Source organism: Streptomyces flavotricini, assembly GCF_020639365.1.
Lineage (GTDB): Bacteria > Actinomycetota > Actinomycetes > Streptomycetales > Streptomycetaceae > Streptomyces > Streptomyces flavotricini.
Genome location: NZ_JAINUL010000001.1, coordinates 4,799,929 through 4,817,414, shown reverse-complemented (window position 1 = coordinate 4,817,414; position 17,486 = coordinate 4,799,929). Strand labels below are relative to the sequence as shown.

Genomic DNA, 17,486 nt, shown 5'->3' with positions numbered 1-17,486 from the left:
TTCAGGACTCCTTGACCGCGATGGTCTCCACCGTGTTCGCGACGTGCTCGAACGCGTCGGCCGCCTCTTCGAGCACGTCGACGATCTGCTTGAGCTTCAGCACCTCGATGGCGTCGTACTTGCCGTTGAAGAGCGTCGCGAGCAGCTTGCGGTGGATCTGGTCGGCCTGGTTCTCGAGGCGGTTGACCTCGATCCAGTACTCGGTCAGGTTGTCCATCGTCCGCAGGTGCGGCATGGCCTCGGCGGTCAGCTCGGCCGCGCGCGCCAGGACCTCGATCTGCTGCTCGACACCCTTGGGGAGCTCCTCCACCTGGTACAGGACGACCAGGTCGACGGCCTCCTCCATGAAGTCCATGATGTCGTCGAGCGACGAGGCCAGGTTGTAGATGTCCTCGCGGTCGAACGGCGTGATGAAGGAGGAGTTCAGCTGGTGGAAGATCGCGTGGGTGGCGTCGTCCCCCGCGTGCTCGGCTGCCCGCATCCGCTCCGCGATCTCGGCCCGGGCGGAGGAGTCCGCTCCGAGCAGTTCCATCAGGAGCTTGGAGCCCGTGACGATGTTGTCCGCGGATGCGGCGAACATGTCATAGAAGCTCGTCTCCCTGGGGGTCAGACGAAATCGCACGTGAGGTCCTCGGGGTGCATTGGATTCGGTCAGGCTGATGCTAGGCGCATCCCCCGGCCAGGGCTAACCGGCGGTTCCGGGCGATTACCCAGTGTCCTCCATCAGGCAGAGTGAGGACCACGGGCCCCTGCCGCGCCGCCGGGGGCCCGGTACCCTATACCCATGAGGGGTATGCACCCCCTCGATCCGGACCACGGGAGGACGCATGACTGCCATCGAGGCGGAGGGCTCCGGAGCCGACGTCACCACCGCTGCGGGAACGGCCTCCGGCGCCGGTACCGGCACTGCCACCGCCACCGGCGCGGTGCACGGCTACCACCATCAGAAGGACGAGCACCTCAAGCGGCTGCGCCGCATCGAGGGTCAGATCCGCGGCCTGCAGCGACTGGTCGACGAGGACGTCTACTGCATCGACATACTCACCCAGGTCTCGGCGAGCACGAAGGCCCTCCAGTCCTTCGCGCTCCAGCTGCTCGAGGAGCACCTGCGGCACTGCGTCGCCGACGCGGCCGTCAAGGGCGGGGACGAGATCGACGCCAAGGTCGAGGAAGCGACGAAGGCGATCGCGCGCCTGCTGCGCACCTGACCGGCACGGCGGCGGCTACAGCCCGAGCCCCATCAGGACCTCGTCGATCCGGTCCTGGCTGAGCCGCTCCTCGTCCGCCGCGGACGCCGCGATGATCAGCTCGCCGCACAGTTCGATCTCGGCGAGCGCCACGTGGTCCTGCACCGTCGTACCGCCTGCGGGAGTCACGCGTGTCACCTCGATCTGCCGTCATCGGTCAGGGGCCGTCTCAGCGTAGGGAGGGCAGGGCGCTGTGCGCATGACACGGATGGACCATTTCCGGATACCGGGCCATGGCCCGATCGCGCCGCCCCGGCACCGTCCGGCCCGCTACTGGGCGATCTTCCCGTCGTAAATGTCCCCGGTCGCGGGCAATACGACCTTCACCGGGGTCCCGAACCCGTAGAGCAGCGTGGTCGAGGAGACATCGATCACGCCATTGTTGACGTAGCTGAAGCGGTGCCGGACCTTCCGCAGCAGGCCCTCCTCGTCGAGGTAGACGTCGAACGGGACGACGTCCTTGCTGAACCCTTTCGCCGCCGCCTCCAACGCCCCCTTGACCGCCGGTGAGGCACTCTCCGCGGCCCGGCCGATGTCGGTGGTCCCGCGGTAGTGCCGCACCTTGGTGCCCGCCACCTCGGTCTCGCCCACGTACGTCGCCTCCTGTACGCCGCGCAGCAGCTCGGCCGCGGCCAGCGGGTCGGTGGCTCCGCCCGTGACGAGGTTCCCGTCGGCGAGGGCCGTCGTGTCCACCCGGACCCACTTGTCGTCGGGCACGCCCGCGCCCCGGTTCTTCATGTACAGGGCCCCGGGGACGAGCAGCTCGGTGATGGGCCGGTGCTCGTCCTTGCCCGCCGCGTCGGCCGGGAGCATCACCAGGAGCTGGCCCATCCGGTTCTTGAAGTCGACCCCGCCCTCGCCGCGGATCGTGACCCGGGTCCCGCCCGTGGCCATCTCCATCGCGGTACGGGCCTGCGCGCTGCCGGTCTTCGCCAGCCGGTCGGCGGCTGCCCGTACGGTCGCGGCCGGGTCCGCGGGGGGCCGGGCATCGGCCCGGTCCGCGCCCGCGCACCCGCTCATCGCGGCCACGGTCGCGGCCACGCCGAGGGCGAGCACCGCCTCACCGGCACGCCCGCGCCGCCGCCTGTGCTGGTGCACCACCATCGCCTGCCAACCCCCAACGCATGACCGCTGCTTGCCCGAGGCCCCCACCCGCTCCGGTTAACGAGGTCCGGGGTTTCCCGTCACGGGCCGCCGCCGGCTCGGGCCCGTCCGGGACCCGGGTACCTTGGTGGTGTGGATTCGCAGAGCAAAGCGTCGCTCGTCCCTCCGCTTGACGTCGTGCCGCACTCCCTTCCCATGGAGCGGCCACCTGCGGGGCCCACCGGGCCCGTCGAACACACCGGACCCACCGCGCACACCACGACCACCGCCGAGCGCGGCTCCTTCTGCACGGCTTCGTGCAGCTGCGGCTGGCGGGGCCCGGCCCGCCGCTCCCGCGACCTGGCCCGCAGGGACGCGGACCGGCACACCTCGGCCTGAGCCCCGCGGGGCCCGGCGGATCGCCCGTTCGGACGGCCCGGCTGGCCGGGGCACCCGGGAACGGATGCCCTGGATGCATGCCAGGACCCGCACCCCGCGTCGCCGCCCTCCTCTGGGCCCTGCTCATCACGCTCACGCCCGCCGCCGCGGCCTCGGCGCGCCCGACGGGTTCGGCGGACGGTCCGGCCGACGTGGCCCTGGCCATCGGGGCGACCACCACGGCGGCGGTGGCAACGGGTCTGTGGCTGCGCTCGCGGTACCGCCGCGAGGAGGACACCGAGGGCCACGGCACGGAGGGCGGCGACCCGTGAGCCCGCGCCCCCGCCGCAGAGCGGTCCGCCTGTGCTTCGGCGGAGCGGCCCTGTGCCTGCTGGCGGCCGTCCTGATCTCCGTATGGGACGCGTACGGGCGCACTTGAGGCATTGCCGGGGGATGCCCCGGGGATGCTCCCTACGCCGCGAGGTCGCTCTCGTGCGGGGCCTGCGGCTTCGCGAGGTCCACCGGGCGCGGCAGGGCGCACCGCTTGGCGCGGACCAGCCGGCCGGCGCGCGGCGAGCGGGCCACCGCCCGCACCACCGGGGTCAGCAGCGCCATCGCGAGCGGGGCGGGCAGCAGGACGACGGCGGTGCCGAGCGCGAAGCCGCCGATGACGTCGGTGGGGTAGTGGGCGCCGAGGTACACCCGGCACAGGCCCTCGGCGAGGGCCAGCCCGATCCCGATGAGCCCGAGCCTGCGGTTGGCGATGAACAGGCCGACGCCCAGGGCCATCGCGAGGCCGGCGTGACCGCTGACGAAGGAGAAGTCGCCGGGTCCGGAGTACGGGGCGAGCACGTCCAGGCCGCTGTGCGCGACGGACGGCCGCGGCCGGGCGACGAACGCGCGCAGCGGGACGTTCACGAGGAGGGCGAGGGCGGCGGCGAGCGGGGCCCACACGAGAGCGGCGAACGACTCGGCGGCCGTGGCGTCGTCCTGCCGGCGCGTACCGTGCCAGCACCACAGGAAGAGCAGCACCAGGGCCAGCGGGATCCCGTACGAGCCGACGAGGGCGACGGCCCGGTCGACGGCGGCCGGGGCGTGCCGCGCCAGTCCGTTGATGTCGTACAGCAGGCTGACGTCCACGTTCGGCCCACCGTTTGTGAGTCCAGCCATGGCGATACGGCCCCTTAGCCCTTGCTCGGTTCCCCTCGGGCGCACGGCGGTGTGCGCCCCTGAACCCCCCCGTTGATCAAGCCTGCGTCCATGGAACGCCCGTTCTGAACGCCACGTTCCACTCTCCACGAAATGATCACGGCAACGTTATCGAAGAGAGACTCATCGTCGCAGCTCAGGGCCTCGGGTTGACTCAGCGTGGCAAGGACGGTGGGATCACGAGGACTTGGCGTCGGCACCGCGGTCGGGCAGGGCCGCGGCCCCGTCCTTGGTGACACGCGTCGCGCCGAAGTAGTCCGGGCTGTCGATCTTGTCGAAGCGGATCACGGCGCCGGTGTACGGGGCGTTGATCATGTACCCGCCGCCCACGTAGAGGCCGACGTGATGGATCGCCCGGGAGTTCGTCAGATCATCGGAGAAGAACACCAGGTCTCCGGGGAGCAGTTCCTCGCGCGAGGGGTGCGGACCGGCGTTGTACTGGTCGTTGGCCACGCGCGGCAGCTCGATCCCCACCGACTCGTACGAGGCCTTGGTCAGCCCGGAGCAGTCGAACCGCCCGTCCTGATCGGGCGTCCCGTTCCCGCCCCACAGGTACGGCGTCCCCAACTGCTTCTGGGCGAAGTAGATGGCCCCGGCCGCCTGCTGCGAGGGCGCCACCCGCCCCACGGGCCGCTCGAAACTCTTGGCAAGGGTCGTGATGGCCTTCACGTACCCCTGCGTCTCGTTGTACGGGGGCACGCCGCCGTACTTGATGACCGCGTACGCGCCCGCGTTGTAGGCCGCGAGCATGTTGCTCGTCGCGTCCCCCGGCACGCCCGCCACGTCCTTGGCCAGCTCGCAGTCGTACGAAGCCGCCGAGGGGATCGCGTCGTTGGGGTCCCAGATGTCGCGGTCGCCGTCACCGTCCCCGTCGATGCCGTGTCCGGCCCAGGTACCCGGGATGAACTGCGCGATGCCACGCGCGTCGGCCGGGCTGACGGCGTTCGGGTTCCAGCCGCTCTCCGAGTACAGCTGGGCGGCCAACAGCGCCGGGGTCATGGCCGGGCACAGCGTGCCCCACTTCTGCACCAGGCTCTGGTATTTCGCGGGCACGGCCCCCTTGGCCAGCCCGAGCGCGCGGCCCCCGGCCGCCCCGGCTCCGGCGAGGCCGGCCGCGGCCGAGTACGTCCCCACCACGATCAGCACGAGGAAGCTCAGACAGAGCCCGATCCCGATCCCGCCTGCCATCCAGAATCTGCGCACCCGTCAACACTCCCCCATCCCCGTCGCCTTTACGTGTGATTCGCCCGTGTCGCCCGATCCACTACGCCACTTGGAACCCCGTGCAGTGGATGCTCGCGTACTTCGCAGGTTCATCCTCGACGTGGTAGAAGACCACCGTCCAGTCCCCCGGGTCGTTCGCCAGGGGCGCGCCGGGGCGCGTCTTGCCGTTCACGTGCTCCGCGAAGTCGTCCGGGTACGTGAGCTTCAGGAACTCGCCCGTGTTCCATTTGCCGTAGATGTCGATGGGCTTGCTGGTGAAGCCCACTGCCCGGTTGTCCATGGGGAAGGGCTTTCCGGTCTGCGGATCGAGGTCGTGCGGGGACCTGACCGCCACCGACACGTAGTACGGATCGGGTTTGGTCTGGCTGTTCTCGGCGTACTTCACGCGCATGCCGATGGTCACGGACTTCCCCGAGACCGTGACGGAGGTCTGCATGTCCGCGCCCGGCGCCTTCTGCTCCGCCCCGAGATTGCACTGGCCGACACCGTGTGCGGCGCGGTCGGGGTCGGTGGACGGCGTCCACAGGTAGCGCGAGACCTGATTGTTCTCGATGTACTCGGCGGGCGGCTTGGCAGTGCCGTTGGACGCGGAAGGCGCCGCGGCTCCGCCCGCGCCCGGAGTCTGCACGGGAGTGCCCGAGGCACCCGCCGCGCTGTCCTTGCCCCGGCCCCCCTCGCCCTTCCCGCCGGACGGAAGCAGCATCCAGGCCGCCAGGGACAGGGTTGCGACCACTGCCACGGACGCCATGGCCCGCGGGGAACGCCACCCCGCCCACCGCCCCGGTACGGGAACCGCGGGGGCGTGCTGCGTCGGTGTGTAGCCGGCCGGCAGGCCCGGCCCCCGCGTGCGCATCTCGTGCACCGGCACGGCCTCGCCCAGCGCCCCCAGCCCCGGGTACACGGGGTCGTCGATCAGCGCGTCCCGCACCCCGCACCGGGCGATCACCTCAGCCGGCCCGGGCCGCGCCGCGGGGTCCTTCGCCACGCACGCCTCGATCAGCGCCGCCAGCCCCGGCTCCACCCCGGCCACGTCGATCGGCTCGTGCACCGCCCGGTAGCCGACCGTCGCCGCCACGCCCGTACCGAACGGCGGCCTCCCGGTCGCCGCGTACGCGAGCGTCGCGCCCAGCGCGAAGACGTCCGCGGCGGCCCCGGCCTCCGCGCCCAGCAGCACCTCCGGCGCCGTGTACCCCGGCGTCCCCGGCGCCTGCCCGTCCTGGGTGAGGGCCGTCTCCCCGACCCCCCGCGCGATGCCGAAGTCGATGAGCTGCGGACCCTGCGCGCCCAGGATGACGTTCTGCGGCTTGAGGTCCCGGTGGGTCACCCCGTACGCGTGGACGCTCGCCAGCCCCTCCGCGAGGGCCGCGAACAGCCGCAGGCAGGTCGGCGCGGGCAAACCGCCGCGCTCCGCCACGGCACGACCGAGCGTCGGCCCCGCCACGTACTCCGTCGCCAGCCAGAACGGCGGCGCCGCCAGAGAGGCGTCGATCAGGTTCGCCGTGTACGCCGACCGCACCGCCCGTACGGTCTCGGCCTCGCGCCGGAACCGGGCGAGGGCCTCCGGATGCCCGGTGATCTCGTCCCGGATCACCTTCACGGCCACCAGGCGGCCGCCGGGCGAGCGCCCGAGGTACACCTGCCCCATCCCTCCGGCCCCGAGCCGGGCCAGCAGGGCGTGCGCCCCGATACGGGCGGGATCGACGTCTCTCAGAGCCTCCACCGGCACGAGACTGCCACACCGACTCCCGTACGGAACAGGCGGGTTGACCAGGACCGGGGCGTCAGGAACGCGGCGCGACGAACAGGCTCTGGGCGCTCCGCCCGATGGGCCCCTTCTCGTCGTGCAGCCGGGCGTCCGCCAGCCCGATCCCGCCCGCGTCCACGCTCGTACTGGCCTCCACGCAGGCCCACTCGCCCACCGGGTGGCGGTGCAGGTGCACGGTCAGGTCGCCGTTGACGAACACGTACCGGCCGAAGTCCATCACCGAACTGATCCCGTTGCCCGAATCGGCGGCGACCAGCACCCGGTCCAGCGGCCGGGTCTCCTCCCCGGCGACGAGCGCCACCTTCATCCGCATCCAGCAGGTCCCCGGCCCCAGCGACACGAACGCGCCCTCGGTGAACCGGGTCTCCATCGCCGAGTGGTAGCCGGTCTCCCACGGCACCGGGAAGAACGGCGTCGGCCCCACCTCCCCGGGCGGCGGCAGCTGCGGCCCCGGCGCCACGCCCGGTACGGCCTCCCCGGCCACCCGGATCCGCAGCGCCCGCGCGAGCATCACCGGCGCGGCCCCGGCCGGGGCGAGGGCGGCCTCGACCACCTCGGTGCCGCGGCCGGCCCGGAGCACCGAGGTGGTGACCTCCAGCGGCCCTATCGGCACGGGCCGCAGGATCTCGTACGTGATCCTCGCGATCCGCATGTCCGAGCGGGCACCCTCCCGCTCCTCCACGGCCCGGCCGAGCAGCGCGGCCGGCGGCCCGGCGTGCTGCGAGCCCGGGTCCCAGGGCCCGCGGGTGTACTCGGTGGCCAGGAACCGCCCGGCATCGACCCGCTCGAAGAACGCCTCGGAGATCGCCATGGCGCAGACGCTACCGACAGGTAACCCTCCCCGCCAGACCCCCGCCCCCGACCGGTCACAATGGAGGGGTGTCCCCCGAACCCGCCACGCCCGCCCGCCCCGCCCTCCCCCCACTGCCCGTCCTGCAGGCGGACTGCTCCAACTGCTTCGCGCTGTGCTGCGTCGCGCTGCCCTTCGCCAAGTCCAACGACTTCGCCGTGAACAAGGCCGCCGGAACCCCCTGCAAGAACCTCCGGGAGGACTTCCGCTGCGGCATCCACACCCGCCTGCGCGACGAGGGCTTCCAGGGCTGCACCGTCTTCGACTGCTTCGGCGCGGGCCAGCAGGTCTCCCAGGTGACCTTCGGCGGCCGTGACTGGCGCACGCACCCCGGCACGGCCGGCGCGATGTACGAGGTCTTCCCCGTACTGCGGCAACTGCACGAGCTGCTCTTCTACGTCACCGGGGCCCTCGCCCTCCCGGCGGCCGCCCCGATCCACGCGGACCTGCGCCGCGCACAGGCCGAGACCGTCCGGTGGACCGCGGCCGACGCGGACGCCCTCACCGCCCTGGACGTCGGCGCCCTGCGCGGGCGCGTCAACGCGCTCCTCCTGCGCGCCAGCGAACTGGCCCGCGCCAAGGCCCCGGCCCGCAAGAGGAACCACCGCGGCGCCGACCTCATGGGCGCCCGCCTCGCCGGCGCGGACCTGCGCGGCGCCAACCTCCGCGGCGCCTACCTGATCGCCGCGGACCTCAGCGGCGCCGACCTGCGCCTCGCCGACCTCATCGGCGCCGACTTCCGCGACGCCGACCTGCGCGGAGCGGACCTGCGCGACGCCCTCTTCCTGACCCAGCCCCAGCTGGGCGCGGCCCGGGGCGACGCCGCGACCAAGATCCCGACGACCTTGGCCCGGCCCGCCCACTGGACCGCGTAGATCCGCCGGCGACACGCGGTCACGGCCTGATGATCGCCGTCCAGCCCGAGGGACAGCTGAGCACGGCCGCCGGCGTGTAGGTGCACTGGTTCTCGAACACGTCGCCCGTGGTCGTCAGCACCTTCACGTACACCGTGAAGCCCAAGGTGTTGACCGCGACCCCGCACGCGTTGCGCGGGTGCCCCGGGTTGAGCTGCGTCGTGAGGTCCCTCCAGGTGTACGAGCCGACCGGCGTGTTCGTCTCCCGTACGCCCAGGGAGGTCCGCCCCCGGTGCAGCACGGCGCTGAACTCCGTGTCGCTCAGCCCCAGGGCCGTATCGATGTCCTCGCACGGCCCGTGCGGCCCGGTCGGGCCGCGGTCGCCCTTCGGACCCCGGTCACCCTTGGGCCCCTGCGGCCCGCGGTCGCCCTTCGGACCCCGATCGCCCTTGGGCCCCTGCGGCCCGCGGTCGCCCTTCGGACCGCACGGGTTCGCAGGCTTGGCCGCCTTCCTGGCCTTGGCGGCCTTGCCGGGAGCCTTGGCCGGCAACGTCCTCGCGTCCGGCTCCGGACACTTGCTGCTGCTCCAGCCGGGCGCGACCGCCGTTCCCGTCCCCTGGGCGGCGGCCATCGCCGGAACCGATGTACCCGCGAGCGCGATCGCCAGCGGAACTGCAAACCCAGTGGCCAGCCACGCGCGCCGACCGCAATGCACTGCGGAACCCATCCGTCCACTCCTCGCCTCGTCCTACCGAACGGGCCGCAGCATCTCCCACAACCCCCCGTGGGGATGGAACGACTGACGGAATGTCGGACCAACGTCAGCGACTCGGCCCAACGACACGCCCGCACACTGCGCCGAACGGCGGCCACCCGCGCGGCCCCCCGCACGCCGAGAGGGCAATCATTGCCCGGGGTCACCCACCGTGATACACAGAGTGACCATATGTTCTCTCGCGTACCCGCCGCCCGTGCCCAGGTCAGAGCGCACGGGCGGGTCGAAGGGCGAGAGATCGGGTAAAGAGAGCCGTCAAGTCGACGTACGACGGCGGTTTCATCAGCGAAGATAGTGCGTGACCCCTGCCGTCGGGCACGGGCTACCGGAACTACCCATACAGGGGCGGTGAGTTACATGATCCTGGCAGCCGAAAAGGGCGACATCACCACCATCATCGGCGGAATCGCCCCGAACTGGGGGCCGTTCGGCAGTCTCGGCAATGAAGCGAAGGTCATGATCGAGGTGGTCATGGCCGTCGCGATCCTCCTCTGCCTCGGCATCGCCATCTGGGGCGCGGCCAAGCAGCGCATCGGCGCGACCGCCCTGCGCGACACCTTCAGCGCGGAGCAGGGCAAGGGCCTGATCGTCGCCGGCCTGACCGGCGTGTTCATCATCGGCTCCCTCGGCACCCTCTTCACCATCGTCTACGGAATGGCCGTCTAGCCGGGCCGCCCACCGGCTCCCGGACCTGAAGACAACCAGCGCTACCGTCGTACGAGGCGGAGGGGGCGGACACGGAAATGAGCAACGACGACCAGTACGGCGGCGGCGCCGGCGGCAGCGGGTACGGCGAAGTCGGCGGCACGGGCCAGACCCGCACCCGCCTCCCGGAGTCCGCCTCCGACCCGTACGGCACCCCGCCCCGCCGCACCCCGCGCGCCTCGCGCGGTCTGGTCACGGTGGTCGGCGTGGTGGTCCTCCTGATCGCCGCGATCGCCTTCGCCAACCAATCCGGAGACACCCCCACCACCCCCACCGCGGACACCCCCCCGCCCCCCGCCTCCACGGCAGCCACAGGCACCCGCCCGGTGGACGGCAAGAACGGCACCGTTCCAAAGGGCTTCGGCCACGACGAGCAGGGCGCCCAATCGGCCGCCGCCAACTACGCGGTCGCGCTCGTTTCCGCGGACATTCTGAAGCCACAGATGCGTCGCCAGATCGTCCGTCAGGTCTTCGTCGCAGACAAGGTGTCCGAGCTCGAGACGCGCCTCGACCAGGCGTACGGCAAAGCCTTCCTGGACCAGGCCGGCCTGGACGCCAACGGCAACGCGGCGCAGGGCCTCACCTACATCTCGCGGACCGTGCCGGTCGGCGCCAAAACGACGAAGTACTCCGACAGCACCGCGACCGTCGACGTGTGGTGCACGGGCGCGTTCGGCACCGCGGGTGTCGGCTCGACCAATCCGGTCAGCAACGACTGGTTCACCATGACGCTGACCCTCCGTTGGTCCGAGAACGACTGGAAGGTCGAGAACTTCGCCCAGAAGGACGGCCCGGCCCCGGTCCACACGGACCGCACCGCCTCCACGGCCGAGGAGATCGCAAAAGCCGCAACCGAGTTCGGAGGGTTCACCTATGCCCGGTAGCCGCACCCTCCGCATCGCCGGGGCCCTGGCCACCGTACAAACAGCAGCCGTGCTCCTGTCGGCCCGAGCGTTCGCCGCACCCACACCATCCCCGTCCCCGTCCCCGCCCAACGACAACCGGTGCGATCTGATCGTGGGCCCGGCCAAGGACTACTGCGAGCGCGGCGATGGCGCCGCAGGCGCCCCCCGCACGGGCCTGGCACCCAACGACCCCGCCGACGCCCTCAACCCCCTCGCCTCCCTCGCCAAGGGCTGCGCCGACGCCGCCGCCTGGATCGTCACCGAGCTCAGCAAAGCCATCAACGGCACGGCCAACGTCGACTTCACCAACGGCGCCTTCCTCAAGCAGTACGCCGTCGTCTTCGCCGCCTCCACCATCCTCACGCTGGTGCTCTGGCTCTTCGCGGTCGCCAAGCGCGCCATCCGCGGCGTCCCCCTCACCACCGCCATCTCCGAAGCCGTCGGCTTCCTCTGGCTCACCGTCCTCGCCTCCGCCTTCACCCCCCTGATCCTCTACACCGTCGTCTCCGCGACCGACGGCGTCACGGAAGTCATCGCATCGGCGAGCGGCGGCCAGACCGACGTCTTCTTCGGCTCCTTCATCGAGGCCCTCAAGAAGGGCGACTCCATCGGCGGCGGCCCGATCATGCTGATCGTCGTCTCCCTCGTCACCGTCGTCGCCGCCGGCGTCCTCTTCCTCGAACTCTTCATCCGGGCCGCCCTCCTCTACGTCGGCGCCCTCCTCGGCGTCGTCGTCTACGCCGGGCTCGTCGACCGGAACCTCTGGGGCCACGTCCGCCGCTGGGCCGGCATCATGATCGCCGTCATCCTCGTGAAGCCGGTCATCGTCATCGTCCTCGGCCTCGCCGGAGCCCTCGCGGGCGAGAAGGGCCCGAACGCCTTCTCCGCCGTGGTCTCCGGCCTCGCGATCATCCTCCTGGCCATCTTCGCCTCCGCGATGATCTACCGCTTCGTACCCGGCTTCGGCGACGAGATCGCCTCCGCCCGGTCCAACCGCAGCAAGGCCACCGACGGCGCCCAGGCCGCCGCCGTCATCAGCTCCCCGGCCTCCCTCGTATCCCAGGGCATCAAGACGCACAGCAGCCGCGGCGCCCACCGCGGCGGCGGTGACGGCGGCGGCTCCAGCGCCCCCCGCCCCGCCAACCCCCTCTCCGGAGGCGTGGCCGCCCACAGCAGCCGCCCCACCTCCGGCGGCGGGGCCGGCAGCGGATCCATCCCCTCCGCCACACCCCCGCCCCGCACGAGCTCGAGTACGAGGAACACAGGAGGTGACGGGCGTTGACGACCCAGTCACACCAGCTGCACCCGATCGCGCCCCGCCGTACGTATCTCATCGGCCGGGCCCGGCCGAACGCGATCGTCGGCAAGAACCGCGAGAGCGGCGAGATCGCCCTGATCATCGTCGGTGCGTTCTTCGGCATGATGAGCGGCCTGCTCGTCCCCGACCTCACCCTGCGCATCGTCAGCCTCGCCGGGTTCCCCATGCTCGCGCTCGCCGCCGTGTACGTCCCGTACAAGGGCCGCACCTTCTACAAGTGGTTCGAGATCAACCGCAGCTACAAGCGCACCCTGCGCCGCGGTACGACGTACCGCTCCTCCGCCATGGAGGCCGGCGTCCGCGCCGCCGACGGCCGCGAGGTGGAGGTCGGCCCGCCGCCCGGCATCGGCCGGATCAACTGGCTCGCCGCCCCCTTCGGCCCCGACGAGATCGCCGTCCTCCTCCACGCCGACCGCAGGACCGTCACCGCCGCCATCGAGATCGAGGGCCCCGGCGTGGGCCTGCGCGACAGCGAGGACCAGGAGGCCCTCGTCGACCGCTTCGGCACCCTCCTCAAGCACGTGGCCAACGGCGACGGCTTCGTCACCCGCCTGCAGATGCTCGCCCGTACGCTCCCCGCCGACCCGGACGCCCACGCCAAGGACGTCGCCCAGCGCGGCGACGCAGGCGCCCCCATCTGGCTGCGCGACTCGTACGACCAGCTCCAGTCGATGGTCTCCACCTCCTCCGAGCAGCACCGCGCGTACCTCGTCGCCTGCATGCACTACACCCGCGAACTCGCCGCCGAAGCCCACACCATCGCCCGCGCCGGCATCCCCCACAAGGGCCGCAAGCTCGACCGCGACGCCGGCCTCGCCATCGTCATGGCCCGCGAGCTCACCGACATCTGCGCCCGCCTCGCCGAGGCCGACATCCGCGTCCGCCAGCCCCTCGGCCAGGGCCGCCTCGCCTCCCTCGTGCACTCCATGTACGACCCGGACCACCCCATCGACCACATCCAGGCCATGACCAAGCGCAACGCCTGGCCGGCCGAACTCGACGCGGTCGAGCCCACCTTCCTCCAGGCCAAGACCCGCGAGTCCTCCACCCGCGCCCCCTGGTGCCACGCCACCGCCTGGGTGAAGGAGTGGCCGATGACCCCGGTCGGCGTCAACTTCCTCGCGCCCCTCCTCGTCCACACCCCCGACGTCATCCGCACCGTCGCCGTCACCATGGATCTGGAGCCCACCGAGGTGGCCATCGAGCGCATGCTCACCGAGAAGACCAACGACGAGGCCGACGCCAGCCGCGCCGCCAAGATGAACCGCACCGTCGACCCCCGCGACATCGCCGCCCACGGCCGCCTCGACCAAAGAGGTGAAGATCTCGCCAGCGGTGCGGCAGGAGTCAACCTCGTCGGGTACATCACGGTGTCCTCGCGTTCTCCGGAAGCCCTCGCCCGCGACAAGCGCACCATCCGCGCCTCGGCGGGCAAGTCCTACCTGAAGCTGGAGTGGTGCGACCGCGAGCACCACCGCGCCTTCGTCAACACCTTGCCGTTCGCCACCGGCATCCGACGCTAGCTGGAGGGAAGTGCCGCCCATGCGAGATCCCATGTCCGCTCTGACGGACGCCTTCACCAGCTTCCTGTTCGGCAAGGTCGAGACCACGCGCCTGCCCGTACGCACCTCCACCGGGCAGGCGCAGGCCGTCTACCTGCCCACCGCCGCCCCCGGGCTCGGCGACTCCGGCGTCATCATCGGCCGCGAGGTCTACAGCGGCAAGGGCTACATCTACGACCCCTTCCAGCTGTACGGCCAGCAGCTGCCGGCCCCGCACTGGCTGGTCCTCGGCGAGTCCGGCAACGGCAAGTCCGCCCTGGAGAAGACGTACGTCCTGCGCCAGCTCCGCTTCCGGGACCGCCAGGTCGTCGTCCTCGACGCCCAGGGCGAGGACGGCGTCGGCGAGTGGAACCTCATCGCCCAGCAGCTGGGGATAACCCCCATCCGCCTGGATCCCATCGCCGCCAACGACGACGGGATCCGCCTCAACCCCCTCGACCCGGCGATCACGACGACCGGTCAGCTCGCGCTGCTCCGGACCATCATCGAAGTCGCCATGGGCCACGGCCTCGACGAGCGCTCCGGCTTCGCGCTCAAGGTCGCGCACGCGTTCGTCGTCGACGCGATCCGCGACCGCCAGCCGGTCCTCACGGACATCGTGGAACAACTCCGCCACCCGGAGGCCGAGTCCGCGGAGGCCATGAACGTCGACATAGACGATGTCCGCGCCTGGGGCCTCGACGTCGCGCTCGTCCTCGACCGTCTGGTCGACGGCGACCTGCGCGGCATGTTCGACGGTCCCACGACGGTGGGCATCGACCTCGACGCCCCGCTCATCGTCTTCGACCTCTCCCACATCGACCGCAACTCGATCGCCATGCCGATCCTGATGGCGATCGTGGGCGTCTGGCTGGAACACACCTGGATCCGCCCGGACCGCAAGAAGCGCATCTTCCTGGTCGAGGAAGCCTGGCACATCATCAACAGCCCGTTCGTGGCCCAGCTGTTCCAGCGCCTGCTGAAGTTCGGCCGCCGCCTCGGCCTGTCCTTCGTGGCCGTCGTCCACCACCTGTCCGACGTGGTCGACGGGGCGGCCGCCCGTGAGGCGGCGGCCATCCTCAAGATGGCCTCCACCCGCACGATCTACGCCCAGAAGGCCGACGAGGCCAGAGCGACGGGCCGGGTCCTGGGCCTGCCCCGCTGGGCCGTGGAGATCATCCCGACCCTCACCCCGGGCATCGCGGTCTGGGACGTCAACGGCAACGTGCAGGTGGTCAAACACCTCATCACGGAGGCCGAACGCCCCCTGGTCTACACCGACCGCGCCATGACGGAGTCCTCGTCCGGTCCCCAGCTCCCCGACGACCTGCTGGCAGCCGAACTGGAGGCGGAGGAAAGAGCCCTCCTGATGGAACGCCACCGCAACGGCGGCCCGGGCTCGGCGACAACGGTGGCCTAAATGCACGACGAGCGGAACGCCAAACCGGGCGGCATCCCGGACGCCCTCCTGATCGCCCTCCTGGCGTTCCTCCTGGGTCTGGCGACCCTGGTCTGGACGTCCACGGGCCTGGCCGCGCTCTTCTCGAAGGGCGCCTGGCCGTCCGCGGTGACGTTCACCCGTACCCCGGGTGCGGTCCGCGCCCTGATAGCTCAACCGCACGACATCCCGGGAGCCTGGCCGGACACGCCCCCCTCGGCCCTCTCGGGCTGGGGCCTGTTCTGGGGCCTGTTCATCAGCCAGCTCCTGATCCTGCTCGTCCTGACGATCTTCGTCATGGGCGTCATCGCCCGCACGAGGTCCCGCCGGTCGAAGCCGGGCCCGCCGCCCGTCCCGGCCGATCCGCACCCGGTGGCGCATCCGGCCCCGTCGGTGTTCGAGGCGCGCGGGTCCGGGGGCGGCGCCTCCGGCAGCGCCGGGCCCACGGTGCCGGCCGCTCCGCACCAGGCGCCCACGCCGCCCGTCCCCGCCCCGGTGCCGCATCCGGCCCCGCCGGCGTTCGAGGCGCGCGGGCACGGGGCCACTGCCGCCGACAACAGCGGCGGCAACGGCACCACCCGCATGGCCTACGGCAGCCCGGCACAGCGCCACCCCTTGGCCCTCCAGGCCCTGGCGGCAGCCGAAGGCGCGGCCCTGGTCGTCACCTCCTCCCCCGCCTTGTGGGCGGAGACGAAGGACGCCCGCGCCAAACTCGGCCCGGTCCTCCTCTACGACCCCTCGCACCTCTGCGACACCCCGGCCCGCATGCACTGGAACCCCGCCGACGCCTGCGCCGACCGCGATACCGCCGCCGCCCGCGCGATCGCGCTCCTGGCCCCCGTGCGTCCCCAGGCCCGTATGGACGCGGCCATCGCCGATACGGCCGAAACGCTCCTGCGCAGCTGGCTGCAAGCCGTGGCCCTCGACGACCGCCCCTTCAAGCAGCTGCACCGCTGGGCCCAGGGCAACAGCGCCCAGGACCCGGTCCGCATCCTGCGTACGCATCCCCAGGCCGCCCCCGGTGCCGCGGGCGAGCTGGAGAGCGCGCTCACCGCCCATCCCGAACGCCGTGAACAGGCACAGCACCTGACGGCCCGTGCCCTCTCCTGCCTCACGTCGATCCACATCCGCGAGGCCTGCAATCCGAACCGAACAGATGCACTGACCTTGGCATCGTTCGTGGCCGAAGGGGGCACTCTCTACGTGGTGGGCGAATCGCTGGAAGATCCCCGTACCCACCCGGGTGCGATGCCGCTGCTCACCGCACTCGCCGCGAGCGTGGTCGAGCACGGCCGCCGCATGGCCGCACGGTCATCCCACGGCCGGCTCGACCCACCACTCGCGCTGGTCCTGGAGGACGTCGCGGCCGTGGCCCCGATCCCCCAGCTTCCGGAGCTCCTGCAGGAGGGGCCCCTCCCCTTGCTCGCCCTGTCCCGCAGTCGCGAACAGGCCCGCGCCCGCTGGCCGGAGGCAGCAGCCCTCCAGCACTAGGGGGGGTGGGGGCGAGACACCCCCCTAGGGACGCGGCAACACGTACTCGAGCTCCTTGGCTCCCGGATCAGCCGGGACCGGCAGGACCTCTCCGGTCGCCCGGAATCCGAACCGCCGGTAGAAGGCCGCGGCGCGTGCGTTCTCCTCGTGCACGAAGAGCCGCACGCGCTCCAGTGCCGGCCCCTCCAACGACCAGGCCCATTCCAGCGCGGCCGCGAAGAGCCCCTCGGTCAGCCCGGTGCCGCGCTGTTCGGGACGTACGAACACACCCACCAGGTGCCCTTGGGTCTGCGCGATGGCGCGCTCGAAGAAATCGATGGCCCCGCCCTCTTCGACGAGGACGGTCACGGACCCGGCCCACTGCCCGTCAGGTGCTTCGGCCACGAACTGCCGTGCGTGCCGCCCGTGCGAAGCCCCCTTCGCCCGGTCCTGCCAGAACTCGTCGGGCCTGGCCCGGGCCTGCTCCAGGGTCTCCAGGAAGGCCACCGGTGCCGCGGGGTCATTGAGCGCGGTGATCCGCAGCTCCTTGACCTTCTCCCACTCGTCGGCCCGCACTGCACGCATCACAAACTGATCCATGCCCCGGATCCAATCACAGGACTGCATGGCCGTAAACGCAGAAAAGCCCCGCACCATAAGGTGCGGGGCTTTCCCACAATGATTGTTCGGCGGCGTCCTACTCTCCCACAGGGTCCCCCCTGCA

19 protein-coding genes are annotated in these 17,486 nt (G+C 71.6%); 10 read left to right on the top strand and 9 right to left on the bottom strand.

Annotated features, from left to right (window positions below):
- Position 1: 1 nt before the first annotated feature.
- Complete coding sequence (locus K7B10_RS21865; protein WP_030858724.1) at positions 2-622, bottom strand: DUF47 domain-containing protein; 621 nt, start codon at positions 620-622, stop codon at positions 2-4.
- A gap of 205 nt (positions 623-827) precedes the next feature.
- On the opposite strand from K7B10_RS21865, the gene K7B10_RS21860 reads away from it, so the two are divergent.
- Positions 828-1,208, top strand: coding sequence for a metal-sensitive transcriptional regulator (locus K7B10_RS21860; protein ID WP_229338257.1), 381 nt, complete (start codon positions 828-830; stop codon positions 1,206-1,208).
- A gap of 15 nt (positions 1,209-1,223) precedes the next feature.
- Here K7B10_RS21860 and K7B10_RS21855 read toward each other — a convergent pair whose 3' ends face one another.
- Together K7B10_RS21855 and K7B10_RS21850 are read right to left on the bottom strand one after the other, a co-directional pair.
- Entirely contained in the window at positions 1,224-1,376 is a 153-nt protein-coding gene (locus K7B10_RS21855) for a hypothetical protein (protein ID WP_165937309.1), read from the bottom strand.
- A gap of 141 nt (positions 1,377-1,517) precedes the next feature.
- A complete protein-coding gene (locus K7B10_RS21850; protein WP_229338255.1) occupies positions 1,518-2,351 on the bottom strand; it encodes an SCO4651 family lipoprotein in 834 nt (277 codons plus the stop codon).
- Between the two features lie 177 nt (positions 2,352-2,528).
- Here K7B10_RS21850 and K7B10_RS21845 point away from each other — a divergent pair, with 177 nt between their 5' ends.
- The gene (locus K7B10_RS21845) at positions 2,529-2,729 is read left to right on the top strand and encodes a hypothetical protein (protein WP_372481443.1); all 201 of its coding nucleotides are present in this window, start codon (positions 2,529-2,531) and stop codon (positions 2,727-2,729) included.
- Positions 2,730-2,806: 77 nt separating this feature from the next.
- The gene (locus tag K7B10_RS21840; RefSeq protein ID WP_229338253.1) at positions 2,807-3,040 is read left to right on the top strand and encodes a hypothetical protein; all 234 of its coding nucleotides are present in this window, start codon (positions 2,807-2,809) and stop codon (positions 3,038-3,040) included.
- A 139-nt stretch (positions 3,041-3,179) separates the two neighbouring features.
- Here the strand turns inward: K7B10_RS21840 and K7B10_RS21835 are convergent, their stop codons facing one another.
- From K7B10_RS21835 to K7B10_RS21820, 4 genes are all read right to left on the bottom strand, one after another.
- Complete coding sequence (locus K7B10_RS21835; protein ID WP_229338250.1) at positions 3,180-3,878, bottom strand: phosphatase PAP2 family protein; 699 nt, start codon at positions 3,876-3,878, stop codon at positions 3,180-3,182.
- Between the two features lie 216 nt (positions 3,879-4,094).
- Complete coding sequence (locus K7B10_RS21830) at positions 4,095-5,105, bottom strand: C40 family peptidase (RefSeq protein ID WP_229345283.1); 1,011 nt, start codon at positions 5,103-5,105, stop codon at positions 4,095-4,097.
- Positions 5,106-5,181: 76 nt separating this feature from the next.
- Positions 5,182-6,861 carry a serine/threonine-protein kinase gene (locus K7B10_RS21825; protein WP_229338248.1) on the bottom strand — a complete coding sequence of 560 codons (1,680 nt, stop codon included), beginning with the start codon at positions 6,859-6,861 and terminating at the stop codon, positions 5,182-5,184.
- A gap of 61 nt (positions 6,862-6,922) precedes the next feature.
- On the bottom strand, positions 6,923-7,717 hold the full coding sequence (locus tag K7B10_RS21820; RefSeq protein ID WP_229338246.1) for a thioesterase family protein: 795 nt from the start codon (positions 7,715-7,717) through the stop codon (positions 6,923-6,925).
- Positions 7,718-7,785: 68 nt separating this feature from the next.
- On the opposite strand from K7B10_RS21820, the gene K7B10_RS40905 reads away from it, so the two are divergent.
- Positions 7,786-8,631 (top strand): pentapeptide repeat-containing protein, encoded by an 846-nt coding sequence (locus K7B10_RS40905; RefSeq protein WP_308284617.1) that lies wholly within the window; start codon positions 7,786-7,788, stop codon positions 8,629-8,631.
- Positions 8,632-8,650: 19 nt separating this feature from the next.
- Here the strand turns inward: K7B10_RS40905 and K7B10_RS40900 are convergent, their stop codons facing one another.
- Positions 8,651-9,241: a hypothetical protein gene (locus K7B10_RS40900; RefSeq protein WP_267501443.1), complete on the bottom strand. Its 591-nt coding sequence runs from the start codon at positions 9,239-9,241 to the stop codon at positions 8,651-8,653.
- 501 nt (positions 9,242-9,742) lie between these two features.
- Between K7B10_RS40900 and K7B10_RS21800 the strand changes: the two genes are divergently transcribed.
- From K7B10_RS21800 to K7B10_RS21775, 6 genes are all read left to right on the top strand, one after another.
- Positions 9,743-10,051, top strand: a complete 309-nt coding sequence (locus tag K7B10_RS21800; protein WP_008742356.1) for a DUF8827 family protein — start codon at positions 9,743-9,745, stop codon at positions 10,049-10,051.
- A 77-nt stretch (positions 10,052-10,128) separates the two neighbouring features.
- Complete coding sequence (locus K7B10_RS21795; protein ID WP_229338244.1) at positions 10,129-10,974, top strand: DUF8175 domain-containg protein; 846 nt, start codon at positions 10,129-10,131, stop codon at positions 10,972-10,974.
- Positions 10,964-12,277, top strand: a complete 1,314-nt coding sequence (locus K7B10_RS21790; protein WP_229338242.1) for a hypothetical protein — start codon at positions 10,964-10,966, stop codon at positions 12,275-12,277. Before K7B10_RS21795 ends, K7B10_RS21790 begins: the two co-directional genes overlap by 11 nt.
- A complete protein-coding gene (locus K7B10_RS21785; protein ID WP_229338240.1) occupies positions 12,274-13,836 on the top strand; it encodes an SCO6880 family protein in 1,563 nt (520 codons plus the stop codon). The genes K7B10_RS21790 and K7B10_RS21785 overlap by 4 nt, the downstream gene beginning before the upstream one ends.
- Positions 13,837-13,855: 19 nt before the next feature.
- Positions 13,856-15,274, top strand: a complete 1,419-nt coding sequence (locus tag K7B10_RS21780) for an ATP-binding protein (RefSeq protein ID WP_229338239.1) — start codon at positions 13,856-13,858, stop codon at positions 15,272-15,274.
- A complete protein-coding gene (locus K7B10_RS21775; protein ID WP_229338237.1) occupies positions 15,275-16,783 on the top strand; it encodes a P-loop NTPase family protein in 1,509 nt (502 codons plus the stop codon). It abuts the gene before it with no gap.
- A 24-nt stretch (positions 16,784-16,807) separates the two neighbouring features.
- On the opposite strand, the gene K7B10_RS21770 is transcribed toward K7B10_RS21775, so the two are convergent.
- Positions 16,808-17,362 (bottom strand): GNAT family N-acetyltransferase, encoded by a 555-nt coding sequence (locus tag K7B10_RS21770; protein WP_229338235.1) that lies wholly within the window; start codon positions 17,360-17,362, stop codon positions 16,808-16,810.
- Positions 17,363-17,486 lie beyond the last annotated feature (124 nt).

Excerpts from the sequence above, each read along its gene's own strand:
- K7B10_RS21860 (WP_229338257.1), top strand. The coding sequence starts at position 828 with ATGACTGCCATCGAGGCGGAGGGCTCCGGAGCCGACGTCACCACCGCT.
- K7B10_RS21850 (WP_229338255.1), bottom strand. The coding sequence starts at position 2,351 with ATGGTGGTGCACCAGCACAGGCGGCGGCGCGGGCGTGCCGGTGAGGCG.
- K7B10_RS21840 (WP_229338253.1), top strand. The coding sequence starts at position 2,807 with ATGCCAGGACCCGCACCCCGCGTCGCCGCCCTCCTCTGGGCCCTGCTC.
- K7B10_RS21835 (WP_229338250.1), bottom strand. The coding sequence starts at position 3,878 with ATGGCTGGACTCACAAACGGTGGGCCGAACGTGGACGTCAGCCTGCTG.
- K7B10_RS21830 (WP_229345283.1), bottom strand. The coding sequence starts at position 5,105 with ATGGCAGGCGGGATCGGGATCGGGCTCTGTCTGAGCTTCCTCGTGCTG.
- K7B10_RS21820 (WP_229338246.1), bottom strand. The coding sequence starts at position 7,717 with ATGGCGATCTCCGAGGCGTTCTTCGAGCGGGTCGATGCCGGGCGGTTC.
- K7B10_RS40900 (WP_267501443.1), bottom strand. The coding sequence starts at position 9,241 with ATGGCCGCCGCCCAGGGGACGGGAACGGCGGTCGCGCCCGGCTGGAGC.
- K7B10_RS21800 (WP_008742356.1), top strand. The coding sequence starts at position 9,743 with ATGATCCTGGCAGCCGAAAAGGGCGACATCACCACCATCATCGGCGGA.
- K7B10_RS21795 (WP_229338244.1), top strand. The coding sequence starts at position 10,129 with ATGAGCAACGACGACCAGTACGGCGGCGGCGCCGGCGGCAGCGGGTAC.
- K7B10_RS21790 (WP_229338242.1), top strand. The coding sequence starts at position 10,964 with ATGCCCGGTAGCCGCACCCTCCGCATCGCCGGGGCCCTGGCCACCGTA.
- K7B10_RS21780 (WP_229338239.1), top strand. The coding sequence starts at position 13,856 with ATGCGAGATCCCATGTCCGCTCTGACGGACGCCTTCACCAGCTTCCTG.
- K7B10_RS21775 (WP_229338237.1), top strand. The coding sequence starts at position 15,275 with ATGCACGACGAGCGGAACGCCAAACCGGGCGGCATCCCGGACGCCCTC.
- K7B10_RS21770 (WP_229338235.1), bottom strand. The coding sequence starts at position 17,362 with ATGGATCAGTTTGTGATGCGTGCAGTGCGGGCCGACGAGTGGGAGAAG.